The organism is Streptomyces sp. NPDC046122, assembly GCF_056429965.1.
The window spans coordinates 103546-127627 of sequence record NZ_JBWKLQ010000014.1; the positions used below are offsets into that span (position 1 = coordinate 103546).

The 24082-nt window shown below is 70.2% G+C and carries 24 protein-coding genes and 4 pseudogenes; 13 read left to right on the forward strand and 15 right to left on the reverse strand.

Annotation, left to right across the window (positions count from 1 at the left end; genetic code table 11):
* Positions 1 to 53: 53 nt before the first annotated feature.
* Together AC07FK_RS28125 and AC07FK_RS28130 are read left to right on the forward strand one after the other, a co-directional pair.
* Positions 54 to 995 (forward strand): EamA family transporter, encoded by a 942-nt coding sequence (locus AC07FK_RS28125; protein WP_479107757.1) that lies wholly within the window; start codon positions 54 to 56, stop codon positions 993 to 995.
* 109 nt (positions 996 to 1104) lie between these two features.
* A complete protein-coding gene (locus AC07FK_RS28130; RefSeq protein WP_479107758.1) occupies positions 1105 to 1698 on the forward strand; it encodes an NAD(P)H-dependent oxidoreductase in 594 nt (197 codons plus the stop codon).
* Between the two features lie 214 nt (positions 1699 to 1912).
* Here AC07FK_RS28130 and AC07FK_RS28135 read toward each other — a convergent pair whose 3' ends face one another.
* Entirely contained in the window at positions 1913 to 2086 is a 174-nt protein-coding gene (locus AC07FK_RS28135) for a hypothetical protein (RefSeq protein WP_479107759.1), read from the reverse strand.
* A gap of 207 nt (positions 2087 to 2293) precedes the next feature.
* Between AC07FK_RS28135 and AC07FK_RS28140 the strand changes: the two genes are divergently transcribed.
* On the forward strand, positions 2294 to 2416 hold the full coding sequence (locus AC07FK_RS28140; RefSeq protein ID WP_479107825.1) for a hypothetical protein: 123 nt from the start codon (positions 2294 to 2296) through the stop codon (positions 2414 to 2416).
* Positions 2413 to 2859, forward strand: a pseudogene (locus AC07FK_RS28145) (SAM-dependent methyltransferase); the annotation flags it as partial. The gene AC07FK_RS28140 and the pseudogene AC07FK_RS28145, both read left to right, overlap by 4 nt.
* Before the next feature lie 98 nt (positions 2860 to 2957).
* On the opposite strand, the gene AC07FK_RS28150 reads toward AC07FK_RS28145, so the two are convergent.
* Positions 2958 to 4460, reverse strand: a complete 1503-nt coding sequence (locus AC07FK_RS28150; RefSeq protein ID WP_479107760.1) for an FG-GAP repeat protein — start codon at positions 4458 to 4460, stop codon at positions 2958 to 2960.
* Positions 4461 to 4864: 404 nt separating this feature from the next.
* On the reverse strand, positions 4865 to 5218 hold the full coding sequence (locus tag AC07FK_RS28155) for a hypothetical protein (protein WP_479107761.1): 354 nt from the start codon (positions 5216 to 5218) through the stop codon (positions 4865 to 4867).
* A 218-nt stretch (positions 5219 to 5436) separates the two neighbouring features.
* Between AC07FK_RS28155 and AC07FK_RS28160 the strand changes: the two genes are divergently transcribed.
* A complete protein-coding gene (locus AC07FK_RS28160) occupies positions 5437 to 6024 on the forward strand; it encodes a pyridoxamine 5'-phosphate oxidase family protein (protein WP_479107762.1) in 588 nt (195 codons plus the stop codon).
* Between the two features lie 31 nt (positions 6025 to 6055).
* On the opposite strand, the gene AC07FK_RS28165 is transcribed toward AC07FK_RS28160, so the two are convergent.
* A complete protein-coding gene (locus AC07FK_RS28165; protein ID WP_479107763.1) occupies positions 6056 to 7027 on the reverse strand; it encodes a hypothetical protein in 972 nt (323 codons plus the stop codon).
* Positions 7028 to 7499: 472 nt separating this feature from the next.
* Here AC07FK_RS28165 and AC07FK_RS28170 point away from each other — a divergent pair.
* Together AC07FK_RS28170 and AC07FK_RS28175 are read left to right on the forward strand one after the other, a co-directional pair.
* Positions 7500 to 7706 (forward strand): annotated as a pseudogene (locus AC07FK_RS28170) (AMP-binding protein); the annotation flags it as partial.
* A gap of 265 nt (positions 7707 to 7971) precedes the next feature.
* Positions 7972 to 8475, forward strand: coding sequence for an AMP-binding protein (locus tag AC07FK_RS28175; protein WP_479107764.1), 504 nt, complete (start codon positions 7972 to 7974; stop codon positions 8473 to 8475).
* A 207-nt stretch (positions 8476 to 8682) separates the two neighbouring features.
* Here the strand turns inward: AC07FK_RS28175 and AC07FK_RS28180 are convergent.
* A pseudogene (locus AC07FK_RS28180) lies at positions 8683 to 9006 on the reverse strand (alpha-amylase); the annotation flags it as partial.
* Positions 9007 to 9289: 283 nt separating this feature from the next.
* Between AC07FK_RS28180 and AC07FK_RS28185 the strand changes: the two are divergent.
* Positions 9290 to 9763, forward strand: coding sequence for a carboxymuconolactone decarboxylase family protein (locus AC07FK_RS28185; protein ID WP_479107765.1), 474 nt, complete (start codon positions 9290 to 9292; stop codon positions 9761 to 9763).
* Positions 9764 to 10038: 275 nt separating this feature from the next.
* Complete coding sequence (locus AC07FK_RS28190) at positions 10039 to 11595, forward strand: M28 family metallopeptidase (protein WP_479107766.1); 1557 nt, start codon at positions 10039 to 10041, stop codon at positions 11593 to 11595.
* A gap of 101 nt (positions 11596 to 11696) precedes the next feature.
* On the opposite strand, the gene AC07FK_RS28195 is transcribed toward AC07FK_RS28190, so the two are convergent.
* The gene (locus AC07FK_RS28195) at positions 11697 to 13679 is read right to left on the reverse strand and encodes a HEAT repeat domain-containing protein (RefSeq protein ID WP_479107767.1); all 1983 of its coding nucleotides are present in this window, start codon (positions 13677 to 13679) and stop codon (positions 11697 to 11699) included.
* 239 nt (positions 13680 to 13918) lie between these two features.
* Between AC07FK_RS28195 and AC07FK_RS28200 the strand changes: the two genes are divergently transcribed.
* The gene (locus AC07FK_RS28200; protein ID WP_479107768.1) at positions 13919 to 14071 is read left to right on the forward strand and encodes a hypothetical protein; all 153 of its coding nucleotides are present in this window, start codon (positions 13919 to 13921) and stop codon (positions 14069 to 14071) included.
* Between the two features lie 52 nt (positions 14072 to 14123).
* Here AC07FK_RS28200 and AC07FK_RS28205 read toward each other — a convergent pair whose 3' ends face one another.
* Entirely contained in the window at positions 14124 to 14915 is a 792-nt protein-coding gene (locus AC07FK_RS28205) for an inositol monophosphatase family protein (RefSeq protein ID WP_479107769.1), read from the reverse strand.
* A gap of 255 nt (positions 14916 to 15170) precedes the next feature.
* On the opposite strand from AC07FK_RS28205, the gene AC07FK_RS28210 reads away from it, so the two are divergent.
* Entirely contained in the window at positions 15171 to 15731 is a 561-nt protein-coding gene (locus tag AC07FK_RS28210; RefSeq protein ID WP_479107770.1) for a DinB family protein, read from the forward strand.
* A gap of 94 nt (positions 15732 to 15825) precedes the next feature.
* Here the strand turns inward: AC07FK_RS28210 and AC07FK_RS28215 are convergent, their stop codons facing one another.
* From AC07FK_RS28215 to AC07FK_RS28240, 6 genes are all read right to left on the reverse strand, one after another.
* Positions 15826 to 17031, reverse strand: a complete 1206-nt coding sequence (locus AC07FK_RS28215; RefSeq protein ID WP_479107771.1) for a barstar family protein — start codon at positions 17029 to 17031, stop codon at positions 15826 to 15828.
* A gap of 186 nt (positions 17032 to 17217) precedes the next feature.
* Positions 17218 to 17691, reverse strand: a complete 474-nt coding sequence (locus AC07FK_RS28220; protein ID WP_479107819.1) for an N-acetyltransferase family protein — start codon at positions 17689 to 17691, stop codon at positions 17218 to 17220.
* An 85-nt stretch (positions 17692 to 17776) separates the two neighbouring features.
* A complete protein-coding gene (locus AC07FK_RS28225) occupies positions 17777 to 18334 on the reverse strand; it encodes an N-acetyltransferase family protein (RefSeq protein WP_479107820.1) in 558 nt (185 codons plus the stop codon).
* A 396-nt stretch (positions 18335 to 18730) separates the two neighbouring features.
* On the reverse strand, positions 18731 to 19156 hold the full coding sequence (locus tag AC07FK_RS28230; RefSeq protein ID WP_479107772.1) for a hypothetical protein: 426 nt from the start codon (positions 19154 to 19156) through the stop codon (positions 18731 to 18733).
* A gap of 120 nt (positions 19157 to 19276) precedes the next feature.
* Complete coding sequence (locus tag AC07FK_RS28235) at positions 19277 to 20002, reverse strand: dienelactone hydrolase family protein (protein WP_479107773.1); 726 nt, start codon at positions 20000 to 20002, stop codon at positions 19277 to 19279.
* A gap of 184 nt (positions 20003 to 20186) precedes the next feature.
* Entirely contained in the window at positions 20187 to 20585 is a 399-nt protein-coding gene (locus AC07FK_RS28240) for a DUF4345 domain-containing protein (protein ID WP_479107774.1), read from the reverse strand.
* 83 nt (positions 20586 to 20668) lie between these two features.
* On the opposite strand from AC07FK_RS28240, the gene AC07FK_RS28245 reads away from it, so the two are divergent.
* Positions 20669 to 21277: a TetR/AcrR family transcriptional regulator gene (locus AC07FK_RS28245; RefSeq protein ID WP_479107775.1), complete on the forward strand. Its 609-nt coding sequence runs from the start codon at positions 20669 to 20671 to the stop codon at positions 21275 to 21277.
* Between the two features lie 137 nt (positions 21278 to 21414).
* Here AC07FK_RS28245 and AC07FK_RS28250 read toward each other — a convergent pair.
* Positions 21415 to 21625 (reverse strand): annotated as a pseudogene (locus tag AC07FK_RS28250) (TipAS antibiotic-recognition domain-containing protein); the annotation flags it as partial.
* Positions 21626 to 21732: 107 nt separating this feature from the next.
* On the opposite strand from AC07FK_RS28250, the gene AC07FK_RS28255 reads away from it, so the two are divergent.
* Complete coding sequence (locus AC07FK_RS28255) at positions 21733 to 21993, forward strand: GlsB/YeaQ/YmgE family stress response membrane protein (RefSeq protein WP_479107776.1); 261 nt, start codon at positions 21733 to 21735, stop codon at positions 21991 to 21993.
* Between the two features lie 306 nt (positions 21994 to 22299).
* On the opposite strand, the gene AC07FK_RS28260 is transcribed toward AC07FK_RS28255, so the two are convergent.
* The gene (locus AC07FK_RS28260; protein WP_479107777.1) at positions 22300 to 23499 is read right to left on the reverse strand and encodes a hypothetical protein; all 1200 of its coding nucleotides are present in this window, start codon (positions 23497 to 23499) and stop codon (positions 22300 to 22302) included.
* Between the last annotated feature and the right edge of the window lie 583 nt (positions 23500 to 24082).

Below are 24082 nucleotides of genomic sequence, written 5' to 3' on the forward strand. Positions count from 1 at the left end.
GGGTGACGAACATGTGTTGGACTCATTGATCGGCCCGCGATGAGACTGCGGGCATGACAAGTCCAGCAGTACAGCGGGCCTCCACCGGATCCGACAGCGGCCTTCCCGGCGGCAGTTGGCCCACCACCCTCCTGACGGCGCTCGCTCCCGCGGCGTGGGGTACGACGTACGTCGTCACCACCGAACTGCTCCCACCCGGGCACCCGTTGTTCGCAGGGCTCCTGCGTGCGCTGCCCGCCGGCCTGATCGCGCTTGCGATCTCCCGGACGCTGCCGCGCGGGGTGTGGTGGGGGAGAGGCGCGGCGCTCGGCGTGCTGAACATCGGCATACTCTTCCCGCTCCTGTTCGTCGCGGCCGAACGCCTGCCGGGCGGCGTAGCCGGCACGCTCGCCGCCGCCCAACCGCTCGCCGTCGCCTTGTTGGCCGTGATCGTCCTCCGCGAGCGCCTGTCCGCCTGGCGCCTGGCCTGGGGAGTCGCCGGGGTGCTCGGCGTCGGCCTGGTGGTGATCGGACCGGACGCGGCACTCGACGTCACCGGGATCGTGGCGGGCCTCGGCAGCGCCGCCACCATGGCACTGGGAGTGACGCTCACCAAGCGCTGGGGACGTCCGCCCGGGGTCACCCCCACGGCCTTCGCGGGCTGGCAACTCACCGCGGGGGGCCTGTTCCTGCTGCCGGTGACCGTTGTCTTCGAGGGGGCGCCTCCCGCAGTGGACACGGCCGGTGCTGTCGGTTACCTCTGGCTCGGGCTGGTGGGGGGACTGATCTCGTTCGTGCTGTGGTTACGGGGTGTCACCGCACTGCCCGTCACGTCCGTGGCGGTGCTCGTCCTGCTCTCGCCGCTGGTCGCCGCGGTTCTCGGAGCTGTTCTGCTCGGCCAGACACTCGGCCCGGTGCAACTGATCGGGTTCGGTCTCGCGCTCGGCGCGATCGTCGCCGGCCAGTTGCCGGGACCGCCGATGCGTCCACGAAGATCTCGAAACCGGCCCCGGTGAGCCGCGGCGTACGGACAATTGAAGATCAGCCGGACGCGGAGCAGCCACACCGGCCCGCGCGCATCGCAATCCGGCGACGTTGGTGCGAAATGGGGGATGAGTCATGCGTATGCGCGTAGGAGTTTACGTCGCACACCCGCGGCCAGGGAGCTTCAACCACGCCATATTCGAGGCCGTTGTGGAGGAGCTACGGGGGCGAGGGCGCCAGGTGGTGGCGCACGACCTGTGCGCCGAAGGGTTCCCAGCGCTGCTGTCCGCCGACGAGACGGGGACGGTCGGATCGGCGTCACGATCCCACGATGAACAAGTGGCGCTGCACCGGGAAGAGGTGGCGACTCTCGATGCCATGGTGTTCGTCCACCCGAACTGGTGGGGAATGCCCCCGGCCGTACTCGCCGGATGGCTGCAGCGGGTGTTCGTGCCCGGCGTCGCCTACAAACTCGGCACTGCGGAGGGTGAGCCCACCGGGCTCCTGAAGGCCGGCAAGGCCCTCGTCCTGAACACCTCCGACACTCCCGCCGAGCGCGAAGAATCGGAGTTCGGGGACCCGCTGCACAGGATCTGGTCGGCGTGCGTCCTGCCGTACGCAGGAGTCGCCGACGTACGCCGGGTCGTCTTCCGCACCGTCGCGGACTCGGACGGCGACCAGCGTGCGGCCTGGCTCAACGAGGCGCGTCGGGAAGCGGGTTCGCTGCTGGACTGAACGTGACGTGTCGGCGCGCTGCCCTCGTTCGCGTGGACGGGGGGCGGTCCGTCCGCGCGCCGGACAGCGACCTCAGGTGGACGGCGGCGGCGAGGCCCCGGGGCAAGCGAGTGGGGACGCGCGTCGGGTCGTACCCGATCACGCGTCCCCGGAACCCCGCATGCCCATGCGCGCACACATCACGCAGGTCATACCCATGTCCGCCCGGCGGGGGTCAGCGCCTGAAGGTGTCCTTCGACTTCTCCTTGGTGGCGCGAGCCTCGCCGCGAGCTTCCAGGGCCGCGCCCTTGGCGGCGGTGGTCTCCTTGCCCGCCGCGTGGGCCACCTTCCTCACGGCCTTCCCGACAACCTGCTCGGCCTTGGCCTTCGCTTTCTCTCCGGCACTCATGTCGGTCCTTTCGTAGATGCTCATTCATCCGCCTGCCCCTGACTTCGCAACGGAAACCGGTGTCAGTCCGGGTGCGAGGCGGCCCGGCCCCGCGATTGGAAGCGCGCGATTCCCGCCGCCATACTCGAAAGCGCAGGGACGGACGCGCCGATGCGAGAGGCGGGACCCGTGATGCCGGCTCCAGGAAGCAACCGGTACGGCGAGCGAATGTTCCGCCCGCAGGAGACCGGGGAAGAGGATCGGATCGATCTCGGGGCCCTGGCGTACGACGACGTGACCGTCGCGCGGCTGCAGGAGCTGGGCGTCGGGCCGGGCTGGTCTCCCGGCTGAGTGCGCTGGTCGCCCCGGGCGGGGTCCTCGTGCTCAGTGACGCCATCGATCTGACCACTGCCGCGCTGCCGTCCACCCCGTACACCCGCGTCATGCAAGCCATGTGGGAAGGGCTCCGCGCGACCATCGGCACCGACGTGTCCTGGGTGCCGCAGTATCCGCAGCTCCTGCGGAGTGCGGGTCTGCACTCCGTAGCCGCGGAGATGTACGTCCCTCCCCTCATCCCCGGCAGCCCCATCAGCCGCTTCTGGGCCGACACCTGGAAACGCGCCCGGGAGGCCATGGTCGCGACCGGGCTGGTGGACGACGGCCGGCTTGACGAGGCCCTTCTCGGTCTGGCCACGCCCGATTGGGCAGGTCTGTCACCTGGGATGATCACCGTGTGGGGCCGGCACGTGACGGAGCCCCCGCCGGGGCCGACTCACCGGCCCGCGGAACTCTGAGACGGTCCACAGGATGGCCTGCCCAGTGGCAGCGGCAGTGGCAGCGGCATCGGCGTGCGGGCGTCAGCGACCACGCAGGCGCCCGCCCGCCGGCCTGTCTACTCGTCGATCGCCGCCCCGAACCGCGCATTGGACGCCGGCGCCCCGAGGCGTGCCCCGTCGTAGGTCCACGTGCCCTTGGCGATCAGCCCCGAGGACGACGTGGGTACGACCCACACGAAGCCGTCGTTGGTGTTCTCGCCCGGTGCCGCCGCCAGCAGCCCGAAGCGGCCGTCCCTGTTGGCGTCGATGAGCCGCACCTGGCCACCCCAGCGGTCCGAGGTCTCCGCCGCGCCGGGGATGTCGGGGTGATTCTGGTCGAAGCTGCGTGCTCCGGTCGCCGTCAGCCCACCCGGTGCGCCGCGCAGCGCCCAGACCGCGCCCGCGTTGGAGACGGAGCCTATGTCCTCCCCGGGCGCGCCGATGGCGAGGTCCGGGAAGCCGTCGCCGTCGGTGTCGCCGGAGGACATCTCGGCGCCCCACTGGTCGCCCGTCTCGGCCGTTCCGGGGACGCCGGGGGAGTCCTGCGTCCATGTCTGTGCCGCGGTGGGCTCGAGGCCGGAGAGGTCGCCCCTGCCCAGATGGACGGAGACGGATCCGCCGGTGGGCGAACCGACGCCCGTGTCGCCGATGGCCAGGTCGTCCTGGCCGTCCCGGTTGAAGTCACTGGAGACGACCGCCGGACCGCCTTCGAACGCGCCGCCGTCCCCCAGTTCCTCGACGCTCGGGGCGCCGTGCAGGACCTGGGTGGCGCCGATGCCCGGCTGGTCGCCGGTGGTCACCCCGGAGACGGCCAGGTCCGCCCAGCTGTCCTCGTTGTAGTTGCCGTGGCTCAGGCTCCGGAAGGCGAAGCCGGTCTCCAGCGGGGCCACGTCCCGAGACCGGACGGTCTTGTCCACCTGCCGCAGCCGCTGGGCCGTCGCCTCCGGCGGGGCGGTGAAGAACAGGAGCGAGTCGTTCTCCAGGACGGCGATACTGTCGCGCAGGTTGGCGTCGGGATCCGCCGGGTCGGGGGCGAAGTAACGAGCCGCTTCGAGCGCCCGCCCGAAGTTCGCGCCGGCCCGCAGTTCACCGGGGTTTTCCAACCAGGTGCTGTCCGACCCGTGCAGCCCCGTGGGGGAACCCCAGAAGACGGTGGCGCCGCCCGCGTCGGACAGCCCGGCCAGGTCCTCCCCGGGTATGCCGACGATCGCGTCGTCGTAGCCGTCGTTGTCCAGGTCGCCGGAGGCAACGGCCTGCCCGAAGCCGTCGCCTGCCTCTGAGCCCCCGGGGACGCCCGTGGTGTTCTGATGGAGAACGCTCTTCTTGGTGGTGCTGAGACCGCTCGACGAGCTGTACTGCACGGTGACGTACCCGGCGCCCGCCGCGCCGCCCACCGTGGCGCCCGGGGCGCCGATCAGCACGTCGTCGAACCCGTTGCCGTCGTAGTCGCAGTTCCGCTGCTGCCAGCCGATGGACGGAAAGGGCGCTGCGGCCTGCGCGGCGGGGGCCGCTACGACGGCTCCGCCACCCAGGGTGAGGAGTGCTGCGGCCGCGAGGGCCGCGCTTCTGATGTGACGCACCGGAGAAACTCCTTGGTCTCCTAGTTGCCTACGACGTCCTGCTCGGCCCGGTGAAGCACGGCCCGGTGCAGGTTCCCGGGCGCGCCGGGCAGCGCCGCCGCTCCCACACATAGGACGCCGTCGCACAGAGTGCGGCCCGCTGGTGGGGTGGTGCGGTGAGGTGGGGTGATGCGATGAGGGCAACACCCGTATTGCCCTCACCCAGAAGACACCCGGAGCAGGCCAAGGGTTGTACGCCCTCGTGCAACCGCACGCGTCGGCATCCCTGCACCGGCTCGGGGCAGCAGCTGGGGCGGTCCATTCAGGTGCCTGATCACCGGCCGCGTGGACAGCGTGGTGGGCGTCTACGGGGACGAGTGGACAACGCACCGGACCAACACGTCCGGCAGCCCGCGATCCCTGCCTCAGCGGAACTCGTGGACCACCTGTATCCTCCCGACGATGTGGGCGTTGAACTCGTCCAGCTCCTCTGCCGGAACCCAGAGCTCGAGGATCGTCTGTCCGCCGGCCTGCTGGACCGGATACCGGCTCACGAAATCCGACCCGACCTCGAAACGCGTGACGAAACCGACGCCGCTGTGCTTCACGTTCCAGTCCCGCGCGATCCTTATCGCGTAGTCCTCGTTGAGGACCGGGTAGAAGATCGGCTGCTCGGGCAGCCGGGGCGGCCAGGCACGCCAGTCGAGCTCGCGGACCAGGTCCAGTTCCTCGGGGCCGGTGGGACGCCACAAGGTCGTCACTGCTTGCTGACCGGTCATCTGCGTCGCCCCTTGCAAGTAGGCCGCGAGTGCGGCGGATCCTGGGACCGGACAATATCGTCCTCTCCCACTCGCGCCGCGATCACACAGTAGGGCTGCTCAACTCCGTCAACTCCGGTACGGAAAAGCCATGTTGCCGGACAGGTGCGCCAATACCGGTGACTGAGCCGGGCGGTTTCGTTAGACACGCGAAGAGTTTCGTTACATAATCCTTAGGCATGGGAAAGACTTACGAACGCATCGACGGTCGGCTGCGCACCTTCATAGAGCAGCAGCCGATTTTCTTCACCGCGACCGCCCCGCTGGACGGCGACGGCACAGTCAACCTCTCCCCCAAGGGCCTCAAGGGCTCTTTCGCGGTGCTCGACGAGAAGCGGATCGCCTATCTCGACTTCGCCGGCAGCACTGCCGAGACCGTCGCGCACCTGCGGGAGAACGGTCGGATCACGGTGATGTGGTGTGCTTTCCAGGGGCCGCCCAACATCGTTCGGGTGCACGGCAGGGGCGAGCCCGTCTTCCGTGACGACCCGCGCTTCAAGGAACTGCTCGCACACTTCCCGGACATCGACCCGGCCCTGCACGGGCTGCGCGCGATCATCGTGGTGATGGCCGAACTCGTCCGGGACTCCTGCGGATACGGGGTGCCCTTCATGTCGTACGACGAAGATCGAGACCTCCACGGCAAGCGCTTCTCGCGTGAGGACGACGCCTCGCTGAGCGCGTACTTCAGCAAGAAGGAACACATCGCACAGAGCATCGACGGCCTGCCCGGACTGCCTCTTCCGCTGCCGCCCAGCAACTTCTGAGCAACCGACCCTCCTCCTGCGCCGGGCAGGTCTACTCGTCTTGCGCGAGCTGCAAGGGCTCGTCTTCGTCGGACGGGAGTACCTGGAGGATCTGTCCGGACGATGTCCTGACGTAGCGAATCTCGGTGTCGCCATTGATCCTGGGCGGGGAGATATGGGCGCGGAGCTGTTCTTGCCGCGCTGCCACTGACTTGTCGGAGTCGTACCAACGGCCCTTGAGCTCAACCTGGGCGAGGCGTTCGGTCAGTTCGGTCGCGACCGCGTCAGCGTCCTCCAACTGATGAACCTGAGCCTCCAGGAACTTCCGCAGGGCGGTGTACGGGTTGATGGGATCCGCAAGCGCTACCGCCGCCGCGTCGGCGACCATCGCCTTGCGTCGGATCATGATCGCCGCTCGAGCCAGGTGAAGCTCCCGGACGAAGTGGTCCGTCTCCTTCGCCTTGCCGCCAATAGTCTCCTCCAGGCGGCGACAGTCGACCTTGCCGTCGTCGTCCACCAGCTCGTCGACGATCCCACGGTGTTTCTCCAAGAACTGCTGGGAGCGATAGAACTCGTCGTCCGCACTCTTCAGAGCGAGTTCGATGTTCGGATTGTGGCCGTCAAGCAGCAGGCTGATCACGCGGGACAGCTGAGCATCGGCCGACCGCTGGTCCTTGATCCGCTCGATGTAGTGATGCTCCTCCTGGCGGCCCAGGATGGCTTCGACCCGGCGCTGGTGTGCGCGCTGTTCACGTTGCGCCACCATGTCCACAGCCAGGACGGTTCCGGCGACGGCCAGCACCGGCCAACCTGCCGCGATGGCTCCGCCCGCGGCGACAGGCTTCAGAACGGCATGTGCCGTATTGCCGCCGGTGCGAGAAAACCCTCTGAACCCGGAGGTTCCGACGGCCTTGACGAGCTCTGCACCCTTTGGCAGCACCACCCGGAACAACGTGGGGCTCTTCGGGTTGAGGGCCTCCACGATCCCGGCCATCGCCTGCTGAGCCGCCGCGTTCACGGGCACAGTCCGGAGCTTCGCGACCTCCGGCTCGCTGATGGGGTAGTACTCGACGGCGACTGGCGCCGCTGCGGTTTCGAGGGCATCCCAGACTGTGGCGGACGTCGAGCCGACGGACCGGAGAACGTCCTCAGGGACCAGAAGCCCCGCCGCAGGAAGTTCTGGCCGAACTTCGACTCCTGCGGTGGCGCTCGACGCAGTGCGCCTGCCCGAGGCGGTGGTGGGGCGTCGCGAGGATCTCCAGAGCAGCCACGCGGTGACAAACACTGCGACAGCTACGGCGGCGACCAGCTCAACAGGCATTGACATCGGGCCAGGTCACGTCCTTCAACGGGCTGCAGTGGTGGGTTCGAACCACCCGCGAGCATAGCGAGGATCGCCGGCCACACCGGGATCGCGCCCACGTCGTACGGGGGCACGGGAGACCTCGAGTGTCGGTGGCGGCACCCGCATCACGTACGCGAACCTGAACCGGCGCGTGGACCGTATGGCCGCCGGATTCCGTTTGCGCGGCCTGCGGGCCGGTCAACGAGTGGTCGTCCAGTTGCCGAACGTCCCCGAGTCGGTCATCACCCTGTTCGCGCTGATGCGCGTCGGCGCGGTCCCCGTCATCTGCCCGGTCTCGCATCGCGCCTCCGAGGTGTCGCACGTGGTGCGCATGACCGAGGCCGCCGGCTACGTCGGTCCGTCGACGTACCAGGGCTTCGACCACACGGAGATGGTCGCCGACATCGCGGCCCGTGGGCCCTTCCTGCGGCGGGTGTTCAGCTATGAGCCGCCGGGCACCTCGTCCCCGTACGGCGGCCTGACGACCGACCCGTCGGGCTGCCACTACTTCCCGCTGGGCTCCGTCGACGCCCCGCCCGAGCCGGTGATCGCGCGGAGCGCCGACCAGGTGGCGTTCTTCCTGCCTTGCGGCCGTCGGACGGGAGCGGGTCACCATCACGTCGGTGGTACCGGACGTCGCCCAGCTCTGGCTCGCCGTACGTCCCACGGTGCAGGCCGACTTGAGCAGTCTCCACCTCGTGCAGATCGGCGGAGCGTCTGTACACCGGGCGACCGCCGAACGGATGGGCGCCGAGTGGGGCTGCCGGCTGCAGCAGGCCTTCGGCGTGCCCGAGGGGCTGCTGATGCTCACCCGACCCGGCGATGCGGACGAGACCGTGCTGACCACGCACGGCCGCCCGCTCTCGCCCGACGACGAGATCCGCGTCGTCGGCGTCGACGGCAAGGACGTGCCCGACGGGGAGCCTGGCGAACTGCCCGCCCGAGGCCCGTGCACCGTGCGTGGCTACTACCGGGCACCCGACCACAACGCACGCTCCTTCACGACCGACGGTTACCTGCGCACCGGTTGGCTCGCCCGGCGCGCCCAGAACGGCGGACTGGTCGTGACCGGACGCCTCAAGGACGTTGCCCGGTGGGCCGACCTCGAAGACGCACGTGACGGGTGATGGGGAAGGACCGGCCGCCGCCTCCCTGCCCGCTTGTCTCCTTCCGCCGGGCAGGAAACGCCGGAGTGCGCGGAACACCGCGTGCTGATCGGGGACAACGCGTTCCCGTACGAACAGAATGAGCCAGCGGTGTGGGGCCGGCCGGTGTGCTGTCTGCCGGCCCCGGACGGCGAATCCCGGACAGGTCCCGGACAGGTCCCGGGCGGACTACTTCAGGTACGGGCCCGCAGTGCCGATCCTGCCGGTGCCGCCCAGGACGTAGACCCGCAGGTTGCCCTTGCCGGGAGCGGCGACCGTGAGCTTGCCGTCGGTGACGGTCCTCGTGTCACCGGTGACGGCGTCGGTGTAGGTGCCGTTGGGAACGCCTGTGTAGGTGGCGGCGTGCGTCACCGTGACGAGCGCGAAGCTGTCAGTGGTGCCGCTGGTGTAGCGGCGCTTGTAGGCCATCTGGCCGCTGATGCCCTCGGTGGAGTACTGGCCCATCTGCGGGGCGGGGATCGCCCGGCGGATCTGGTTGAGCCGCTGAAGGTGCGTGCCGGAGCCGGTAAAGACGTTGAACGAGAACCGGCGCCCGGATCGGTGAATCGTCTCCCCAGGAGGGCGGTCGGCCCCGGAAAGCGAACAACCGTCACGCCGGGGTAACGCGTGATCGCGACCGCAGGGACAGGGAAGCGGGCGGTCGCCCGGCGTGAGTGCCGCGCCGGCCGCTGCCTGCTGACGGCCGCGAGACGCACGTCATATCCGGTTGTGTCACAGGGGGTTGGGCTGCCTCGTCTCAGGGGTGTAGCCACTGACGACCACGGAGGAGCACACCATGGACGCACGACTGAACTACTTCGCCGACCCGACCGCCGGCAAGGCCCTCAAGCACCTCATGTCGGCGGGCAAGGCCATCAAGGACTCGACCCTGCCGACCGCGACGCAGGAACTGGTGGCCCTGCGAGTGAGCCAGATCAACGGCTGCGCCGTCTGCATCGACATGCACACGAAGGAGGCCGCCGCTGCCGGCGAGACCTCGGTGCGCCTGCACCTGGTGGCGGCGTGGCGGGAGGCGACCGTCTTCACGGAGGCCGAGCGGGCCGCGCTGGAGCTGGCGGAGGAGGGGACGCGGGTCGCGGACGGGGCCGGCGGGGTCAGCGACGTGGTGTGGGCCCGTGCCGCCGAGCACTACGACCAGGAACAGCTCACCGCTCTGGCGGTCATGGTCTCCTTCATGAACACAGTGAACCGGCTCAACCTGATCGCCCAGCAGCCGGCGGGCGACTACAAGCCCGGGCAGTTCCACTGACGGGCAGCCGCGACCGGCTCGGGGCCCGTTCACGGGTTTTCGAGCCGGTCGCGGCGCCGGGCCGGTCCGCCCGACCGGGCCGCCGAAGAGGGGCGGGACGGGCGACGTGACCGGGGGCGGCCCGGCCGGGTCGATCCGTCCTCCGCGTCGGCGAGAAGGGGTACCGGGTGGAGCAGATTCCACCAACCTCTGGTCAAGGGGGTTCCATGGCGCTTAACGTGCCTCCACTCACCACCCCCCGCAGTCCTCCTTCCCGATGACGTGAAAGGACTTCCATGCCCTCACGCCGTACAGCCGCGGCCACCGCAACCCTGGTGGCCGCAGCGCTGGTTTCTCCGCTCCTGGGCGCAGGGTCGGCCACCGCCGGCAGCGCGACGGGATCAGGCCCCCACCGGGGCGACGCGTTGGCGCGCAAGCTGGTGAAGGAGTCCACGGCCAAGGACGCCTACCGGCACCTCCAGGTGCTGCAGAAGATCGCCGACCACAGCGGCGGCAACCGGGTGGCCGGTTCACCGGGGCACGAGCGGTCCGCCCAGTACGTCGAAGCCCTGATGAAGCGGGCCGGCTTCCAGGTCTCCAGACACCAGTTCGACTTCGTGTACACCGAGACGGTCAAGGAGAGCCTGAGGGTCGTCTCGCCCACGCCGCGCGACGTGCCCGTCGAGCTGATGACGTACACCGCGAACTCGCCGGCGGGCGGTGTCACCGCGCCGCTGGCGGTCGCCCCCGTGGACGCCGACGGTACGAACGGGTGTGAGCCCGGCGACTTCGCCTCCGGCGCCTTCACCGGGAAGATCGCCCTGATCAAGCGCGGCGGCTGCACCTTCGCTGTCAAGCAGGCCAACGCCGCCGGCGCCGGCGCGGTCGGCGCGATCATCTACAACAACACCGCGGGCGCCCTCAACGGCACCATAGGCGACCCGACGCTCGGCAAGGTCCCCACCGGCGGGATCACCCAGGCGGACGGTGAGGCGCTCGCCGCGGAGGCGGCCAAGGGCCCGGTCGACGTCACGCTGGACATCCGTGAGCTGCGGGAGAACCGCACGACGTACAATGTGGTCGCGGAGACCCGCGGCGGGGACGCGGACAACACCGTCTTCCTCGGAGCCCACCTCGACTCGGTCGCCGCGGGCCCCGGCATCAACGACAACGGTTCCGGCTCGGCCGGCATCCTCCAGGTCGCCCTGGAACTGGCCAAGACCCACACCAAGCCCAAGAACAAGGTGAAGTTCGCCTGGTGGTCGGCCGAGGAGTTCAGCCTGCTCGGTTCCGAGGCGTACGTCGCCTCACTGACCGAGGAACAGAAGAAGCAGATCAAGCTGTACCTGAACTTCGACATGATCGCCTCGCCGAACGCCGGCTACTTCGTGTACGACGGCGACGACTCGGACCGCGTCGGAGCGGGCCCCGGCCCGGAGGGCTCCGCCCAGATCGAGAAGGGCATCAACGACTTCCTCGACGCCCGCCAGATCCCCCACGAGGGCACGGACTTCACCGGCCGTTCCGACTACGGACCGTTCATCGAGGTCGGCATCCCCTCCGGCGGCACCTTCACCGGCGCCGAGGGCATCAAGACCGCGGCCCAGGCGGCCAAGTTCGGCGGCACGGCGGGCATCGCGTACGACCCGAACTACCACGCCGCCGGTGACACCGTCGAGAACATCGACATGCCGGCGTTCGACATCAACATCGACATCATCGCCGACGCCGTGGGCCACTACGCCCACGACCTCGGCCCGCTGTCCGTCCCGGTCGAGTCGGTGCCGACCGACGGCGACGCGGGCAGCGGCGGCGGCCTGCACGACGGGCACGGACACGAGGTGACCGAGTAGCCGCCGCGGACCGCGACCGCCGCACAGCGCACGAGGCCCCGGCCGCGGGCACGTTCCAGCCCGCGGCCGGGGCCGCTGTGCTTACGCCCCGGCCGCTCGGCTCAGGCAGGTCGCTGAGAGGCGGAGAGCAGGTCGTCGACGGCGGCGCGGATGTTCTCGTCCTGGGTGAAGCCGCGCCAGCCGCCGTTGACGCGCAGCCGTCGGTCGATGGCCGGCACTCCGCGCAGCAGGCGTGCGGCGGGCTCGGCTGCGCGGCCTGCCCGAGCCAGGTGACGCACGGCGGGAAGCATCACCGGCAGGTATGTGCCCCGGGCCAGCTCCCGGACGGCAGAGGTCAGGGCCGGGACGCTGTTATCGGTGTCACCGGTCGCTGCCCACAGGGCATACGCCGCCTCGACACGGGTCCACGGGTCGCTGTCGGTGCTGAGCACGCGGAGCCTGTCCGCGCAGGGGGCCGCATGCTCACCGAGTTCGGCGAGCATGCCCAGGGCAGGATGCACGAAGCCGCCCGTGCTGATGGCACGTCCCAGAGCCTCCAGGGCCGGTCCGGGTTCACCCCCGACTTTCCAGTACGCCCAGGCCGCGAGTTCCGTTCGTGCCCCGCCGATGGCCGTCCGGGCCAGCAGCAGGTCCCGGGCCCCGATCGCCGCTCTCCCGATTCCTGCCAAGGCCCTCGCCGCAGCTTCCCAGGTCCGGTCGTCCTCCAGCAGAACGAGCAGTCGCGGGACCGCTGCTGCGGCAGCCGGACCCCACTTCTCGAGAACCCCGCAGAGCCGGGTGTGCGGTTTGCCGTCCGTTGCGGTGTCGAGCCGGTCGCAGATCGCCGGGAGGAGGAGTGCGGAGTGATCGGAGAGTTCGCTCAGTACTTCATCGATCGCGGGAAGGGTCGCGTGGTGCCAGTCACCGGCCGGATAGTGGGCCGAAGCCGACGCGAACCCCGACCGCTCGCCGGTCACCAGGCCGATCAGTCCCGGCAGACAGCGCGGATCGTTCATCCGCGCCAGCGCCCACAGGGCGGCCTCGGAGACCTTTTCCTGCCGGCGCGTCGTCCTGGCCGAGGAATCCGTCAGCAGATTCGCCACGCCGTCGGCGTGCGCGGATGCCTCAGAGCCGAGGCAGGCCAGCGATTCGGCTGCCAGGAACCGCACCTCGGTGGCCGGATCGTCCAGCCGTGCGGCGATGCGTGGCAGCAGCACGGCGGTCGGCGAGCGCCACCGGGACAACAGGGCGCCCGCCTGTGCCAAGGCGCCGGCCCTCTGCTCGTCATCGCTGTGATCGGCGAGCAGGCCGAGTGCGAAGGACGGAGACGGTCCGGCAGTCAGCTTCCCCGTCCAGTGGTGTACGCCGCGCACCCCGGTTCCCACCGAGCTGGTGTGCCGCCACAGGTCGACGCTCGGGTCGCGGACCGCTTCGATCAGGAGAGGCAGCCGTCGTGCCGGGAGCCCCGGGTCGCCCGGGGCGAGCGCGTGTACGGCCGCCAGGCGTATCTGCGCCTGCGGAGCGTCGAGCAGGCCACGGAGCAGGGACTGGACCTCGGCGTCATGGGGGCCGGCCGGCTCGCGCCCGGACGCGTGGCCCAGTGCGAGGACCAGTTCGAGGCGCGTCGCCGGGTCGTCCTCCGCCTCCCACCGCCGCAGAAGCGCGGGCAGCAGCAGCCGGCCGGGGCCGGCGCAGGCACCGATCACGTCGGCCGCGGCCCGCCGGAACTCCGGCTCCGGGTCATCCAGAAGGGCCAGTACGTCGGGCAGTGCCCGTTCCCATGCCGGAGCCCAGCCCGGATCGAGGAAGTGGTCCGCGACCCGACCGGCTTCGGCGGCCAGCATCGAGGTCAGTTCCAGCATCGCGCGGCGGCTGGGAACCCCAGGCGTCGCGGCCAGGCGCAGAACGAAGGGCAGCGCGGCCGAGGCCGCGGAGCAGATCCAGCCACCCTGGTGGAACAGCTGGTTGAGCAGTTCGGACGCCGCGTCGTCGGCATCCTTCGGATCCGGCCCGGCGCACCGGCGCAGCAGGCCGGGTACGTCCTGACCTGTTCCGTAGTTGTGCTCCAGCGAGGCCCAGTCGACCGTATCCAGTCCCACCCACATGGGCGCGACCCTACCGGGCCGGCCCGGCTGACAGCGGGCCACCGGAGAGCTCGCGCGTTCGAAGCCGTGGTGGCTGAGAGACGTCAGCCGCACGGCAGGGTGCCCGTGCGGCGGGGGACCAGCGTCCCCGACCGAGTAGACACCGCCCATCTCTGAACTTGCTCAAGTCGCTTGTCGGCGACGCTCGTGCCGAGGAGAGTCGGGCCCACCAATGACCAGTGGTTCGGGGGGACACGAATATGAAGATCGAATACGCCTGCTTCTCGGCGTGCGTCGTCGCCGGGCTGCTCACCGAAGCGGTGGCGAAGGCCAAGGAGGGAGACCCGGCCGTTGCAGCGGCCCGTATGTCCTGCGGCCCCGACGCGCCGGCCGCCAAGCTCGGGACGACCTGATGACGTAGAGCAGCTGATCTCTCGTCGCCGCGCGGCCTCCCCAGCCCAGACCCTAGCTTCGGCGTCGGATCATCGACATCAGCAGCCGGTGCGTTTCGCCGTCGGCGGCTGCGACCAGTCCGCCCGCCGTCCGCCCGATGGGCTCGCCGTCGATGCCCGTGACCACGCACCCGGCGGCTCGGCAGAGAGCGATGCCCGCGGCGAAGTGCACGCTGCCGGCGAGGTCGCCGCCGTCGGTGACGTACGCGGCACGCTTGCCCGCCGCGACCCAGGCCAACGCCAGCGTCGTGGACACTACTCGAGGCCGGAACCGTTCGACGAAGCGCGGCTCGGCCAGCAGGTCCACCGCCCGGAAGCCGGGCGCGTGGGGAAAGGGCGGATCGAGGTTGACGTCGACGAGTTGCGTAGCGGGCGTCGGCGTCAGCTCGGCGTCCGCACCGCCGCGGCGAACCCAGGCGGTCCGACCGTCCGTACAGAAGACCTCGTCGCTGAACGGGTCGGCCACCGCGGCCGCGCCACCGCGCAGCGCCACGTTGACAGCTACCAGCATGTTTCCGACGGCGTAGTTCAGCGTGCCGCACAACGGGTCGACCAACCACTGGCGCGCAGCGTGGGAAGCCCCCTGGTGTCCGCCCTCTTCGCCGAACACCGCGTCATCGGGCCGGGCGGTTCCAAGGACGCGGAGAATCGCCTTCTCGGCTTCCACGTCGGCCTCCGTGGCGAAGTCTCCGGCGCCCTTGTCCGTGCGGGTGAGCCGCCGGCCGTACATGTCGCGCACCACATCCGCGCCGGCACGTGCCGCAGTTGTGGCAACCTCTGCATCATCACTGTGCGCGTTGATCATGTCAGGCAGGATAGGGGCGGCGAAGGTACGTCGTCACCGGCCGCACGGAGGGCCATGGGGTGCCCGGTCGCGTTCGGGATCACACCGACATCACCCAATGCCACTCCCAATGCCCGTCCCAGCACAACCACTTCCCCCCGCTCATGCCGGCGCGGTCCGGTGTCCGCATCTTCGGGGCTTCTGTCGGTACGCCCCCGCGTCCACGGCCACGAAAAAGTATTGGCGTGTCTGGGCGATCAAGGACACCATGCGACCATGAGCGACCGATCCGCGCGATGGAGCCAGGCGACCGTCTACCCCGACATGTGGGCCGACCCGGGAGACGACCCTCGCAACAGCGACGGGAACAGTCCGGACGGCGAGCTTCCGACGCTGCTGGACTTCCTGACGAACTACCGCACGACCCTGCTGATGAAGTGCGAGGGCCTGAACGCGGAGCAGCTGGCCCGTCGGTCGGTTCCGCCGTCGACGATGTCGCTGCTCGGCCTGCTGCGGCACCTCGTGGAGGTGGAACGGGACTGGCGCAGCTGGATCAGCGACGGTGATCCGGTGCCGAAACTGTACGGCGAGCGTGACGCGGACTTCGACGGAGCTGTCGCCGACCAGGCCGTGGTCGACGCCGCGTACGCCGACCTGGCACGCGAGCAGGCCGCGACCGACGCCGCGCTGGCCCAGCACCCTGACCTGGGCGAGCGAGTGGGCAAGGACGGGATCGCGGTCCGGGAGCTGATGGTGCACAGGATCGAGGAGTACGCCCGTCACTGCGGACACGCCGACCTGTTGCGCGAGTGTGTCGACGGAAGAGTGGGCCAGTAAGGGCAGGAGGGTCGCATCCGCGGTCGTGACACCCGCAGGGTTGCGGACTCTCGCGACACGGGGGTTGCCGACCGCGTGACGGGCACGTGCGGTGCTACGCCTGCTCGACCGTGATTCCCGACTGTTCGAGTAGCCACAGAACGCTCTCGAAGTACGTGAGCTCGCCCTCCGCGTCGGCGCTCACCGACGCCAGCGCCTCCCGGGCGATGTGTGCGTCGTGCCAAACCAGGGTGATCGGTCCGGGCAGGGGGTTGCCGCCGCAGGGGCAGCCTCGCAGTGCGCCCCAGCACTGGGCGAAATGGGTGCCGGGGCCGCCGAGGGCCTCGCCGAGGGCGCACTGGACACCCGGGATGTCTGTGGCGAACCGGCCGTCCAGATGGCACACCTCGCCCGCCCGGTCCTCGCCACCGACCGGCGAGGTGAAACGGAGCCACTCCGTCCTGCCCCTCGTGTCCAGCGCGGCCCATGCGTTGAGGGTGGCCGACACGCCTTCGTACCAGGCGTCCCAGGCCGGTCGGGCGGCGTAGGGGAGCGGTTTCCTGAACCCGCTGTCGAGACGGATGTCGACGAGGGCGCCACCGAGCACGGACGGCCGCGTCGCTCGGATGTGCAGAAACAGGTGCTCCTCGACCCGGACCACCCGGCCCGCGCGGTCCAGAACGAACAGGGACACGGGGTCCCCGGCCTCCCGCCGGGTGGTCAGGCGTCGCAGCAACAGCTCCTCGGGCTCGCACCCGACGAGGGTGAGCGCGCGCGTCACGACCGGACGCTCCCGCCCGTACAGGCCGTCCACCCGCCGGCACTCGCCGATCCGGCGACCGCCCCACCCGTTGAAGAGCAGGACCCCCGCCGATCGAGGCTCCTCCCTGGCGGAAAACGGCCCGTCTCCGACCTCCGCCTCGATCACCACGTCCAGCCGCGAGGGATCGTCCGCGTTCGGCCGGCTGTCGAGGACCACGACATCGGTCAACTCCCAGTCGTGCCCGGGCCTCTCCACGTCCTCGTGCTCGACGAGGAGGGACAGGTCACCCAGCCGGTTGCGCTCCCGCGCGGCCCCGTCGACGGCCTTGCGCAACCTGCCCTCGGGTACGCACCCGGCGAGCGTCAGCCGCTCGCGGCGAGGTTCCTCCTCCGCGAACAGGCCCTCGATGTCGGCGCAGCGCGTCCACACCGTCTGCTCCCCGTCCCACTCCTCGCTCACGAGCAGGAACTTCAGCGGGAGGTCCCGCCCCCAGGTCCAGATCCGGTCCTCGTAACGCTCCCCGTACCGCGCCTCGTACAGCTCCCCGCCCTCATCCATGCTTCTGATCATAAGGACGGGCCGGCGGGCGGCCGGTTCGAGCCAGGCAGTCAGCGCCGACCTGGAGCACGGCCTCGACCGCGGTCGGGTCGACCGAAGCGGTCGGGCTGGAGCGATGGGCGCGGGCCGCCCAGCACGTGCTGCTGTCACGGGAGATCCCCCGTGCCTCGTCGACTGATCCCGGGTTCAGTCGACCACCGGGCTGCGGCGCTCGATCAGCCGCACATCCCGCCACACGCCCCGCATCCGGCCGACGCGCTCTCGGGTGCCGATGACGCGGAAGCCGGCCCTTTCGTGCAGCGCCAGACTGGCGGTGTTCTCGGGGAAGACGCCGGCCTGGATCGTCCAGATCCCGGCCGCTTCCGTGGAGGAGATCAGCCGCTCCAGCAGCATGGCGGCCACACCACGGCCCCGTGCGGAGGGGCTGACGTACACCGAGTGCTCGACCACACCGGCGTACGCGGGCCGTGCGGAGACCGGTGAGACGGCCACCCAGCCCGCGACACGGCCGGTGCGGTCGGCGGCAACCCAGCGGTGCTCGGGGAGCTTGCCCCTGTCGAACGCTTCCCACGGGGGCGCCGCGGCCTCGAACGTGGCGTTGCCCTCCTCGATGCCGGCCCGGTAGATGGCCAGTACGGCATCCGCGTGCTCGGGCAGCATGGGGACGAGGGTGAACCCACCGGGCACGGCGCCTCCCTGGCAGCAGCATGATGAGCAGTACGCCGACAAGTCTCACAGACCGCCTTCAGCGCAGGTCCAGCAGCATCACGTCATGGAGGTCCGCGCCCTCGCCCCGTGGCCGCGCCTCGCCGATCTTGCGGTATCCCCATGCCCGGTAAGCGGCGGACGCCGCACTGCTCGCCGGGTGGACGTTCAACAGCACCCGCTCGGCTTCGAGGGCATCGAGCAGTGTCTTGTGCAGCCGCTGCGCAACACCCTGCCCGCGCCACGGTTTGCGCACGGCGAGTTCCATGAGCCCGAAGGTGCGGTGCCCGTCCTCGCGCCGCATGTCGTCGGGCACGGGCACCGTCAGTTCGTCCCACCACACCGTGTCGGGCCTGAGCGTGCAGCCGTACGCCATGCCGATCGGCTCGCCGTCCTCGCCACGGGCCAACACAGCGCGGAACGCGTGGTAGCGGACCTGTACGGGGAACCGGCGGAAGGCGGCGGCGACGTCGTCCTCGGTCTCGTTGTAAGGAGGTTCGGCGAACGCCTCGGCATAGATCAGCCTGAACGCGTCCTCGGCCCGCGCTGCGGCCGGTCCATCCATGCGCTCCATCGTGATGATCCCTCGCTGCGTCATGCGGTCCCCCTCGAACGGTCGCGCACATGCGCTCGCCGCGCAGGCGTGTGGCACTGGTTGGCGCAGTGGCGGCCTGCATGAACGCGCAGCCACGACATGCCCGCAGGCTGCCACAGGCGGCACCTCGGCGTGCACTGGGGTGTGGATCAGCACCGCGTTCGGGAAGGCGGCCGACAATTGGTTGGCAGCCTTCTTGCCGCGGTGGGCGGAGCCGTTGTCCACGACCAAGAACACGCGTTTCGCGCAGACGTAGGGCTCGCGGGTCATGACCTGGGGGACCAGGTTCATGAACGGGGCGCTGCCGGTGGTCTTCTCACAGCGGCCGAACACCTTCGCGGCGTGGACGTCGCAAGCGGCCAGGTGAGCCAGGGCGCCGCCGCGTCCGGTAGGTGTGGTTCACCCGCACCGCGCGGGCCTGGCCCGGGTGAGGGAGAGGTGGCAGCGGCAGCGGGCCTGGATGGAGGTCTTCTCGTCGGCGCTGATGACGTACTCGACGGCGTCGAGCTGGGTGCCCGGCCAGGTGCGGGCGTACAGGTCCAGCGCACGCTGGGCTTTGGCGCGGTAGTCGGGGTCGGTGATGAAGATCCAGGAGCGGTGCTGCCAGGGCTTGAGCGCGTCGTCGGCCGGCCAGCGGCGCACGGTGTCCAGGTGCGGCCCCATCTCCTGGGTGATACGCGCGTTGGAGCGTCCGCGCGCGGCGTGCAGCACCACCTGTGCACGCACCCGCAGCCGGTGCTCGGTGTTGTGGCCGTAGGCCATCGTCTTCAGCCGCGCGCGTTCGGCGGCGCTCGAGGCTGTCGGACAGGCAGTGCGGAGGGGCATGGCGGGCGAGCCGATCGGCCGAAGTGGATCACTGGCAAGCCGCAGCCTTCCCCGCTCGCCGTGGCAGTGGAGCTCAGGCATCGCGGCGGTCAGCGGGCGCCCGAGCTTGGACTGACCAGATCACTCCGTCACGGGCAGGCACTCGGCGAGCAGGTCGACGACGTCGCGCCAGGCTCGCTGTGCGTGCCGTGGGTGGTAGCCGACGCCGGGGACCACGGGATGGTCGACCGGCGGGTGGTGGAAGGCGTGCAAGGCGCCGCCATAGACCACGAGGCGCCAGTCGACGTCCGCGGACTGCATCTCCGCGGTGAACGCGTCCCGCTGCGCGGGCGGCATGATCGGGTCTTCCGACCCGACCCCGGCCCACACCGGGCAGCGAATGCGCGCCGCCTCGCCCGGTCGGCCCGTGGTCAGTGCGTTCACTGTCCCGATCACGCGCAGGTTGACGCCGTCGCGCCCGAGTTCCAGCCCGATGGCGCCCCCGGTGCCGTAGCCGACGGCGGCGATCCGGTCGGGGTCGGTCCGCGGTTCGGCGCGCAACACGTCCAGCGCCGCGTGGCCGATGCCCCGCATCCGGTCGGGATCAGCGAGCAGCGGCATGCAACGGGCCAGCATCTCCTCGGGGTCACCCAAATAGCGCCCGCCGTGAAGATCGAAGGCCAGCGCTACGTATCCCAGCTCGGCGAGCGCATCGGCCCGGCGGCGCTCGACGTTGCTGAGCCCCATGCCCTCTGGTCCGAGCAGCACCGCGGGCCGCCGGTCGACACCGGCCGGGAGCGCGAGGTGCCCGATCATCGTCAAACCGTCGGCCGGGTACTCGACCGTGCGCGTGGTAATCGTCGTCATGAGCCTGGACCGTAGTGATCGTCGAGTCCGGTCGGGCCGGGGTTCACCGCTGGCAGAACAGCACGGGTGCCCCTCTGAAATGCGGCGAGGTCACAACCCCCGTTCCCACGGCAGCACCTGCCCCGGCACCACGCACAACACCGGTCCCGGAGTCAACCTCCGAAGGATTTACAGGGCCGACCGCTTAGGCCCTGGTCCGAAACGTCTTCTCGTCCGAGTCCGCCAGCCACAAGAGCAGCGGCGACACCACCAGTTCGACGACGGTCAGCGCCACCTGGAACCCATGCGGCCACCCGTGCACGGCGAGTGACAGCAGCCTTCCGAGCGCTCCCAGCAGGAACACCCCCGCCAACCACCGCACAGCCGTGGCGGGGACGGGCGACTGGCGGGCCGCCCAGAGCCAGCCGACCCCGTACCCGGCGAAGATCGCACCGAAGAACCGGCCCAGGCTGTCGATCGTCGGTCCTGCCGAAGTCGCCCCGGGAATCGCGGCGTTCCCGAGCAGCACATGGAAGAGCCCGATCGCCACGCACGCGTACCCCATCGTCAGCGCGAGACCCCGGAGCGCTTTGACCCTGTTCATGAACAACCCCCCGTGTGGTTGGTAGACACGTGTCCAACAGACTAGGGGCGAATAGTAGACGCGTGTCAAGTAACATGACCTCCGTGCCTCCCCGTCAGCGACTCAGCCCGGCCGAACGCCGCTCCCAGCTCCTCTCCGTCGCCGCGCGGCTTTTCGCCGCGCAGCCGTACGACGAGGTTCTGATGGAGGACGTGGCCGAGCGGGCCGGTGTCTCGCGTGCGCTGCTCTACCGGTACTTCCCGAGCAAGCGCGACCTCTTCGCGGCTCTCTACCAGCAGGTCGCCGACCAACTGCTGGCCCGAACGCGGCTCGACCCCGCCGCGACGCTGGTCGAGCAGCTCACCGAGGGCTTGGACGCCCATATCGAGTACTTCGCGGAGAACCGCAACACCGTCCTGGCTGCGAACCGAGCACTGGCCGGCGACCTCCTCGTCCAAACGATCATCACGGGCGAACTCGACGCTCTGCGCGAGCGGTTGCTCGGCGTGCTCCCGCTGGCGGACGGCAGCGCTCGGGAGGCCGTGTCGGGTGTCCTGAAGAGCTGGCTGGTCTTCGTTCAGGTGCTGTGCCTGGACTGGCTCAGCAACGAAACCTGCACCCGCGCCGAGCTGCGTGACGTGTGCATCGGCGCTGTACTGGGCGCCATCCGGCCCCTGCTTGCGGAGGACCCCGCCCCGGACTGGCCCCGATGATGCGAAGGGCCTGTCGGGAAGCCGCAGCGGCCGGCAGCCCCTGCCGGCTCAACACACCGTGCGTACGCCCAGGGCGTCAGTAGCGCGCTGTACGGTGCGGCCACGGGCCGGATGCCGTGAGGCGGACGGGTCGCGGGTCACCGGGAGGTGGCGTACGCCTCGATGGCGTCCCGCTGGTAGGCGGCCAGGCCCGGCGCGATCGCCTCGTACGCGGCGCGCCAGGCGTCGTTGTCCACGCGGGAGCGTCCGATGGCGCGGTACTCCTCGGCGGACAGTCCGCAGCTGGGTCAGGGCCCGGTACTGGGCGTCGATCTGTGCCTGTACGGGCTCCGCGTCGCTCCGCTGCCCCTTGGCGTGGCTGCCCATCGCTGGTCGGGGACGAGTACGGCGTGGTTCACGGGGCACTCGGGCTTCAGGCGTCCGAAAAATCGGGCCAGAGGACAGGAGGAGTTGTCGTGTCGTTTCTGTGGGCCATCATCGCTGGACTCATCATCGGCCTGTTGGCGAAGCTGGTGCTGCCCGGCCGTCAGCCCATCCCTCTGTGGCTGACCGTGCTGCTCGGTATCGCGGGCGCCCTGGTAGGCAATGCGCTGGCCACTGCCTTCGGCGTACGCGACACCGGCGGTATCGACTGGATCCGGCACATTTTCCAGATCGGCGTCGCCGCCGTCCTCATCTCCTTCGTCACCCCGCTGTGGGCACGACGACACGCCTGACCACCGCGCTCATGCCCTGTCGGCCGTAAGACTCGGTCGGCAGGGCTTACGCATGCCGGAGGAGTGGTCGCCGTGGTGTCGGGGCCGCGTGAGGAGGCCGGCGCGCCGGCCCGGCGGGCGTCGCGGTGACCGCTCGCGCGTCCCCGCTTCGCACCGGTGCTGTGAGGGGTTCCTCGCCCTGTTCTCCTCCCCGTTTCGCGTGCAACGCCTCTGCCCCGTCGCAGCTCGTGGGACGTGACGTGGCTCAGGAGCGCGTAAGGGGCGCCCAGTCGTGGGGTCCGCTCGCAGGCAACTCCGAGGCAGAGGTCAGCCCCCGCGCTTCAGGCGGACGACGGCGGGAGCGCCGAAGGGACTGCCGGACTGGTTGACCTGGACGTGCCCGGCCCCCAGCCACTCGTCGGTGCCGGGCACGCGGTGGATCTCCTCCAGCCACAGCGACTGGTTCGACCCCTTGCGGGCACCGGTCGACGTGGGCAGGCGATGACGCTTGATCTTCACGCACCGGCCGTCGTCGGTCAGGTACCAGTTGCCGTTGAGGAACAGACCCTCGTCGTCCTGCCCCTCGGGGGTCCGCAGAGTGCACCCGGCGGGCGCGGCCTCCAGCTCGACCCACTTCGAGCCGTCCCAGCGCAGCTGGAGGAATTCGTCGGTGGGTTCGTTCTCGACCTCGCCGTGGTTGAAGGTGTTGGTGCCGTACGCGCGCACCTCTCCGCTGTCGAGCGCGAAGACCTGGCCGAGGCCGGCGCTGGGCTCCGGCGGGATCGGCTCGTCGAAGCGGGCCTGTGGGGTCTCCACCGACTTCCAGGACGTGCCGTCCCAGTGCATCGAGGCGGGCTGGCTGTACCGCTCGCCGTACCCCAGTTCGGTGCCCGGGCCGGTGGAGCGGCTGCCGACCGCCCAGACGTCGTCCGTTGCGACCACGGCGAGGTCGGAGGCGCGGTACGGCAGGCGGGTCGTGGTCCAGCGCGTGCCGTCCCAGTGCAGGGCGGACTGTTCGCCCGCGAGCGCCCAGATGTCGTCCGGGCCCGCGGCCTCCACATCCCCGACCTGGCCCGGCGGGGGATTCGGCACCGTGGACCAGCGGGCGCCGTCCCACCGCGCCCAGGAGTTCGCAGCGGTGCCGTCCTCCGAGGTCTGCGCCCGCAACCACAGAGTTTTCTCTCCGACCTCTTCGAGTACGGGCGGGTAGTCGGTGGAGCCGAGAGCAGCGGGCAGTGGCTCGCGCTTCCACCGCGTACCGTCGAAGTGCACCAAGTGGGCGTCGGCCTCGCCGTTGATCCCCGTCCCGACCGCCCAGATGTCGTCCGCGGCGAGGGCGGCGATGTCGGCGAACTTGCCACTGAAGTCCGCGATGTACTCGAACTCCCAGGTGAGGGCGCCCGCAGGAGCCTTCGGGGGAGCGTTCTCGCTGCCGGGATCCGCCGCGTCGGCGGAGCCGGAACCGCGGGATCCGGCAGGCTCGGAGTCCGTGCCACACGCCGCAGCCGTGAGCACGGACGCCAGCACGACAGCAGCCGCGACTCTGCCCCGGTGCCTGGTTCGCGCAGATCTGCACATGATGGCTGCCCCTCGCCGCTTCCCTTGCCGGCCCTCATCCTCTCCGACGCCTGCGAGCTTAGGGCCAGCTGCTGCAGGTTCCCTTGCGGTGGCCCCCTTCGGGCACACCCATGCCGGGGAAAGGGCGTTGCCGTACTCCTCGCGTGGATGTGAACGCCATGGACATGGCACGACGGTGGCTGGCTGATCAGGGCGTGCGGCAGGTGCGCGACAGGTGGGTGGGCGCCGATGCGCCGGGCCGACTGCTGACGGCGAACCAAGTGGCGCATTCCCTGGGCGGCGACGTGTTCGCCGAAGACGTGGACGCGGCCGACCAGGTACGACTGGCTTTCGGGCTGCTGGACCTCCTCGACGAATACTGGATCACGTGCGAGATCCGGTTCGCGGACGAGAGCAGGGGCCCCTGCCCGCCGACGTGTTGTGGGACGGCTGCCGTCGGCGGTTGGAGGCCGACAGCGACGCCGAGGCGCTCACCTACTCGCTGTGGGTCGACTGGTTCGAGGACCACAGCACTGCCGCGACGGCCTCGCCG

Coding starts and splice junctions, on each gene's coding strand:
- AC07FK_RS28125 (WP_479107757.1), top strand. CDS start 54: ATGACAAGTCCAGCAGTACAGCGGGCCTCCACCGGATCCGACAGCGGC.
- AC07FK_RS28130 (WP_479107758.1), top strand. CDS start 1,105: ATGCGCGTAGGAGTTTACGTCGCACACCCGCGGCCAGGGAGCTTCAAC.
- AC07FK_RS28135 (WP_479107759.1), bottom strand. CDS start 2,086: ATGAGTGCCGGAGAGAAAGCGAAGGCCAAGGCCGAGCAGGTTGTCGGG.
- AC07FK_RS28140 (WP_479107825.1), top strand. CDS start 2,294: ATGTTCCGCCCGCAGGAGACCGGGGAAGAGGATCGGATCGATCTCGGG.
- AC07FK_RS28155 (WP_479107761.1), bottom strand. CDS start 5,218: ATGACCGGTCAGCAAGCAGTGACGACCTTGTGGCGTCCCACCGGCCCC.
- AC07FK_RS28160 (WP_479107762.1), top strand. CDS start 5,437: ATGGGAAAGACTTACGAACGCATCGACGGTCGGCTGCGCACCTTCATA.
- AC07FK_RS28185 (WP_479107765.1), top strand. CDS start 9,290: ATGGACGCACGACTGAACTACTTCGCCGACCCGACCGCCGGCAAGGCC.
- AC07FK_RS28190 (WP_479107766.1), top strand. CDS start 10,039: ATGCCCTCACGCCGTACAGCCGCGGCCACCGCAACCCTGGTGGCCGCA.
- AC07FK_RS28195 (WP_479107767.1), bottom strand. CDS start 13,679: ATGTGGGTGGGACTGGATACGGTCGACTGGGCCTCGCTGGAGCACAAC.
- AC07FK_RS28200 (WP_479107768.1), top strand. CDS start 13,919: ATGAAGATCGAATACGCCTGCTTCTCGGCGTGCGTCGTCGCCGGGCTG.
- AC07FK_RS28205 (WP_479107769.1), bottom strand. CDS start 14,915: ATGATCAACGCGCACAGTGATGATGCAGAGGTTGCCACAACTGCGGCA.
- AC07FK_RS28210 (WP_479107770.1), top strand. CDS start 15,171: ATGAGCGACCGATCCGCGCGATGGAGCCAGGCGACCGTCTACCCCGAC.
- AC07FK_RS28215 (WP_479107771.1), bottom strand. CDS start 17,031: ATGGATGAGGGCGGGGAGCTGTACGAGGCGCGGTACGGGGAGCGTTAC.
- AC07FK_RS28220 (WP_479107819.1), bottom strand. CDS start 17,691: ATGCTGCCCGAGCACGCGGATGCCGTACTGGCCATCTACCGGGCCGGC.
- AC07FK_RS28225 (WP_479107820.1), bottom strand. CDS start 18,334: ATGACGCAGCGAGGGATCATCACGATGGAGCGCATGGATGGACCGGCC.
- AC07FK_RS28230 (WP_479107772.1), bottom strand. CDS start 19,156: ATGCCCCTCCGCACTGCCTGTCCGACAGCCTCGAGCGCCGCCGAACGC.
- AC07FK_RS28235 (WP_479107773.1), bottom strand. CDS start 20,002: ATGACGACGATTACCACGCGCACGGTCGAGTACCCGGCCGACGGTTTG.
- AC07FK_RS28240 (WP_479107774.1), bottom strand. CDS start 20,585: ATGAACAGGGTCAAAGCGCTCCGGGGTCTCGCGCTGACGATGGGGTAC.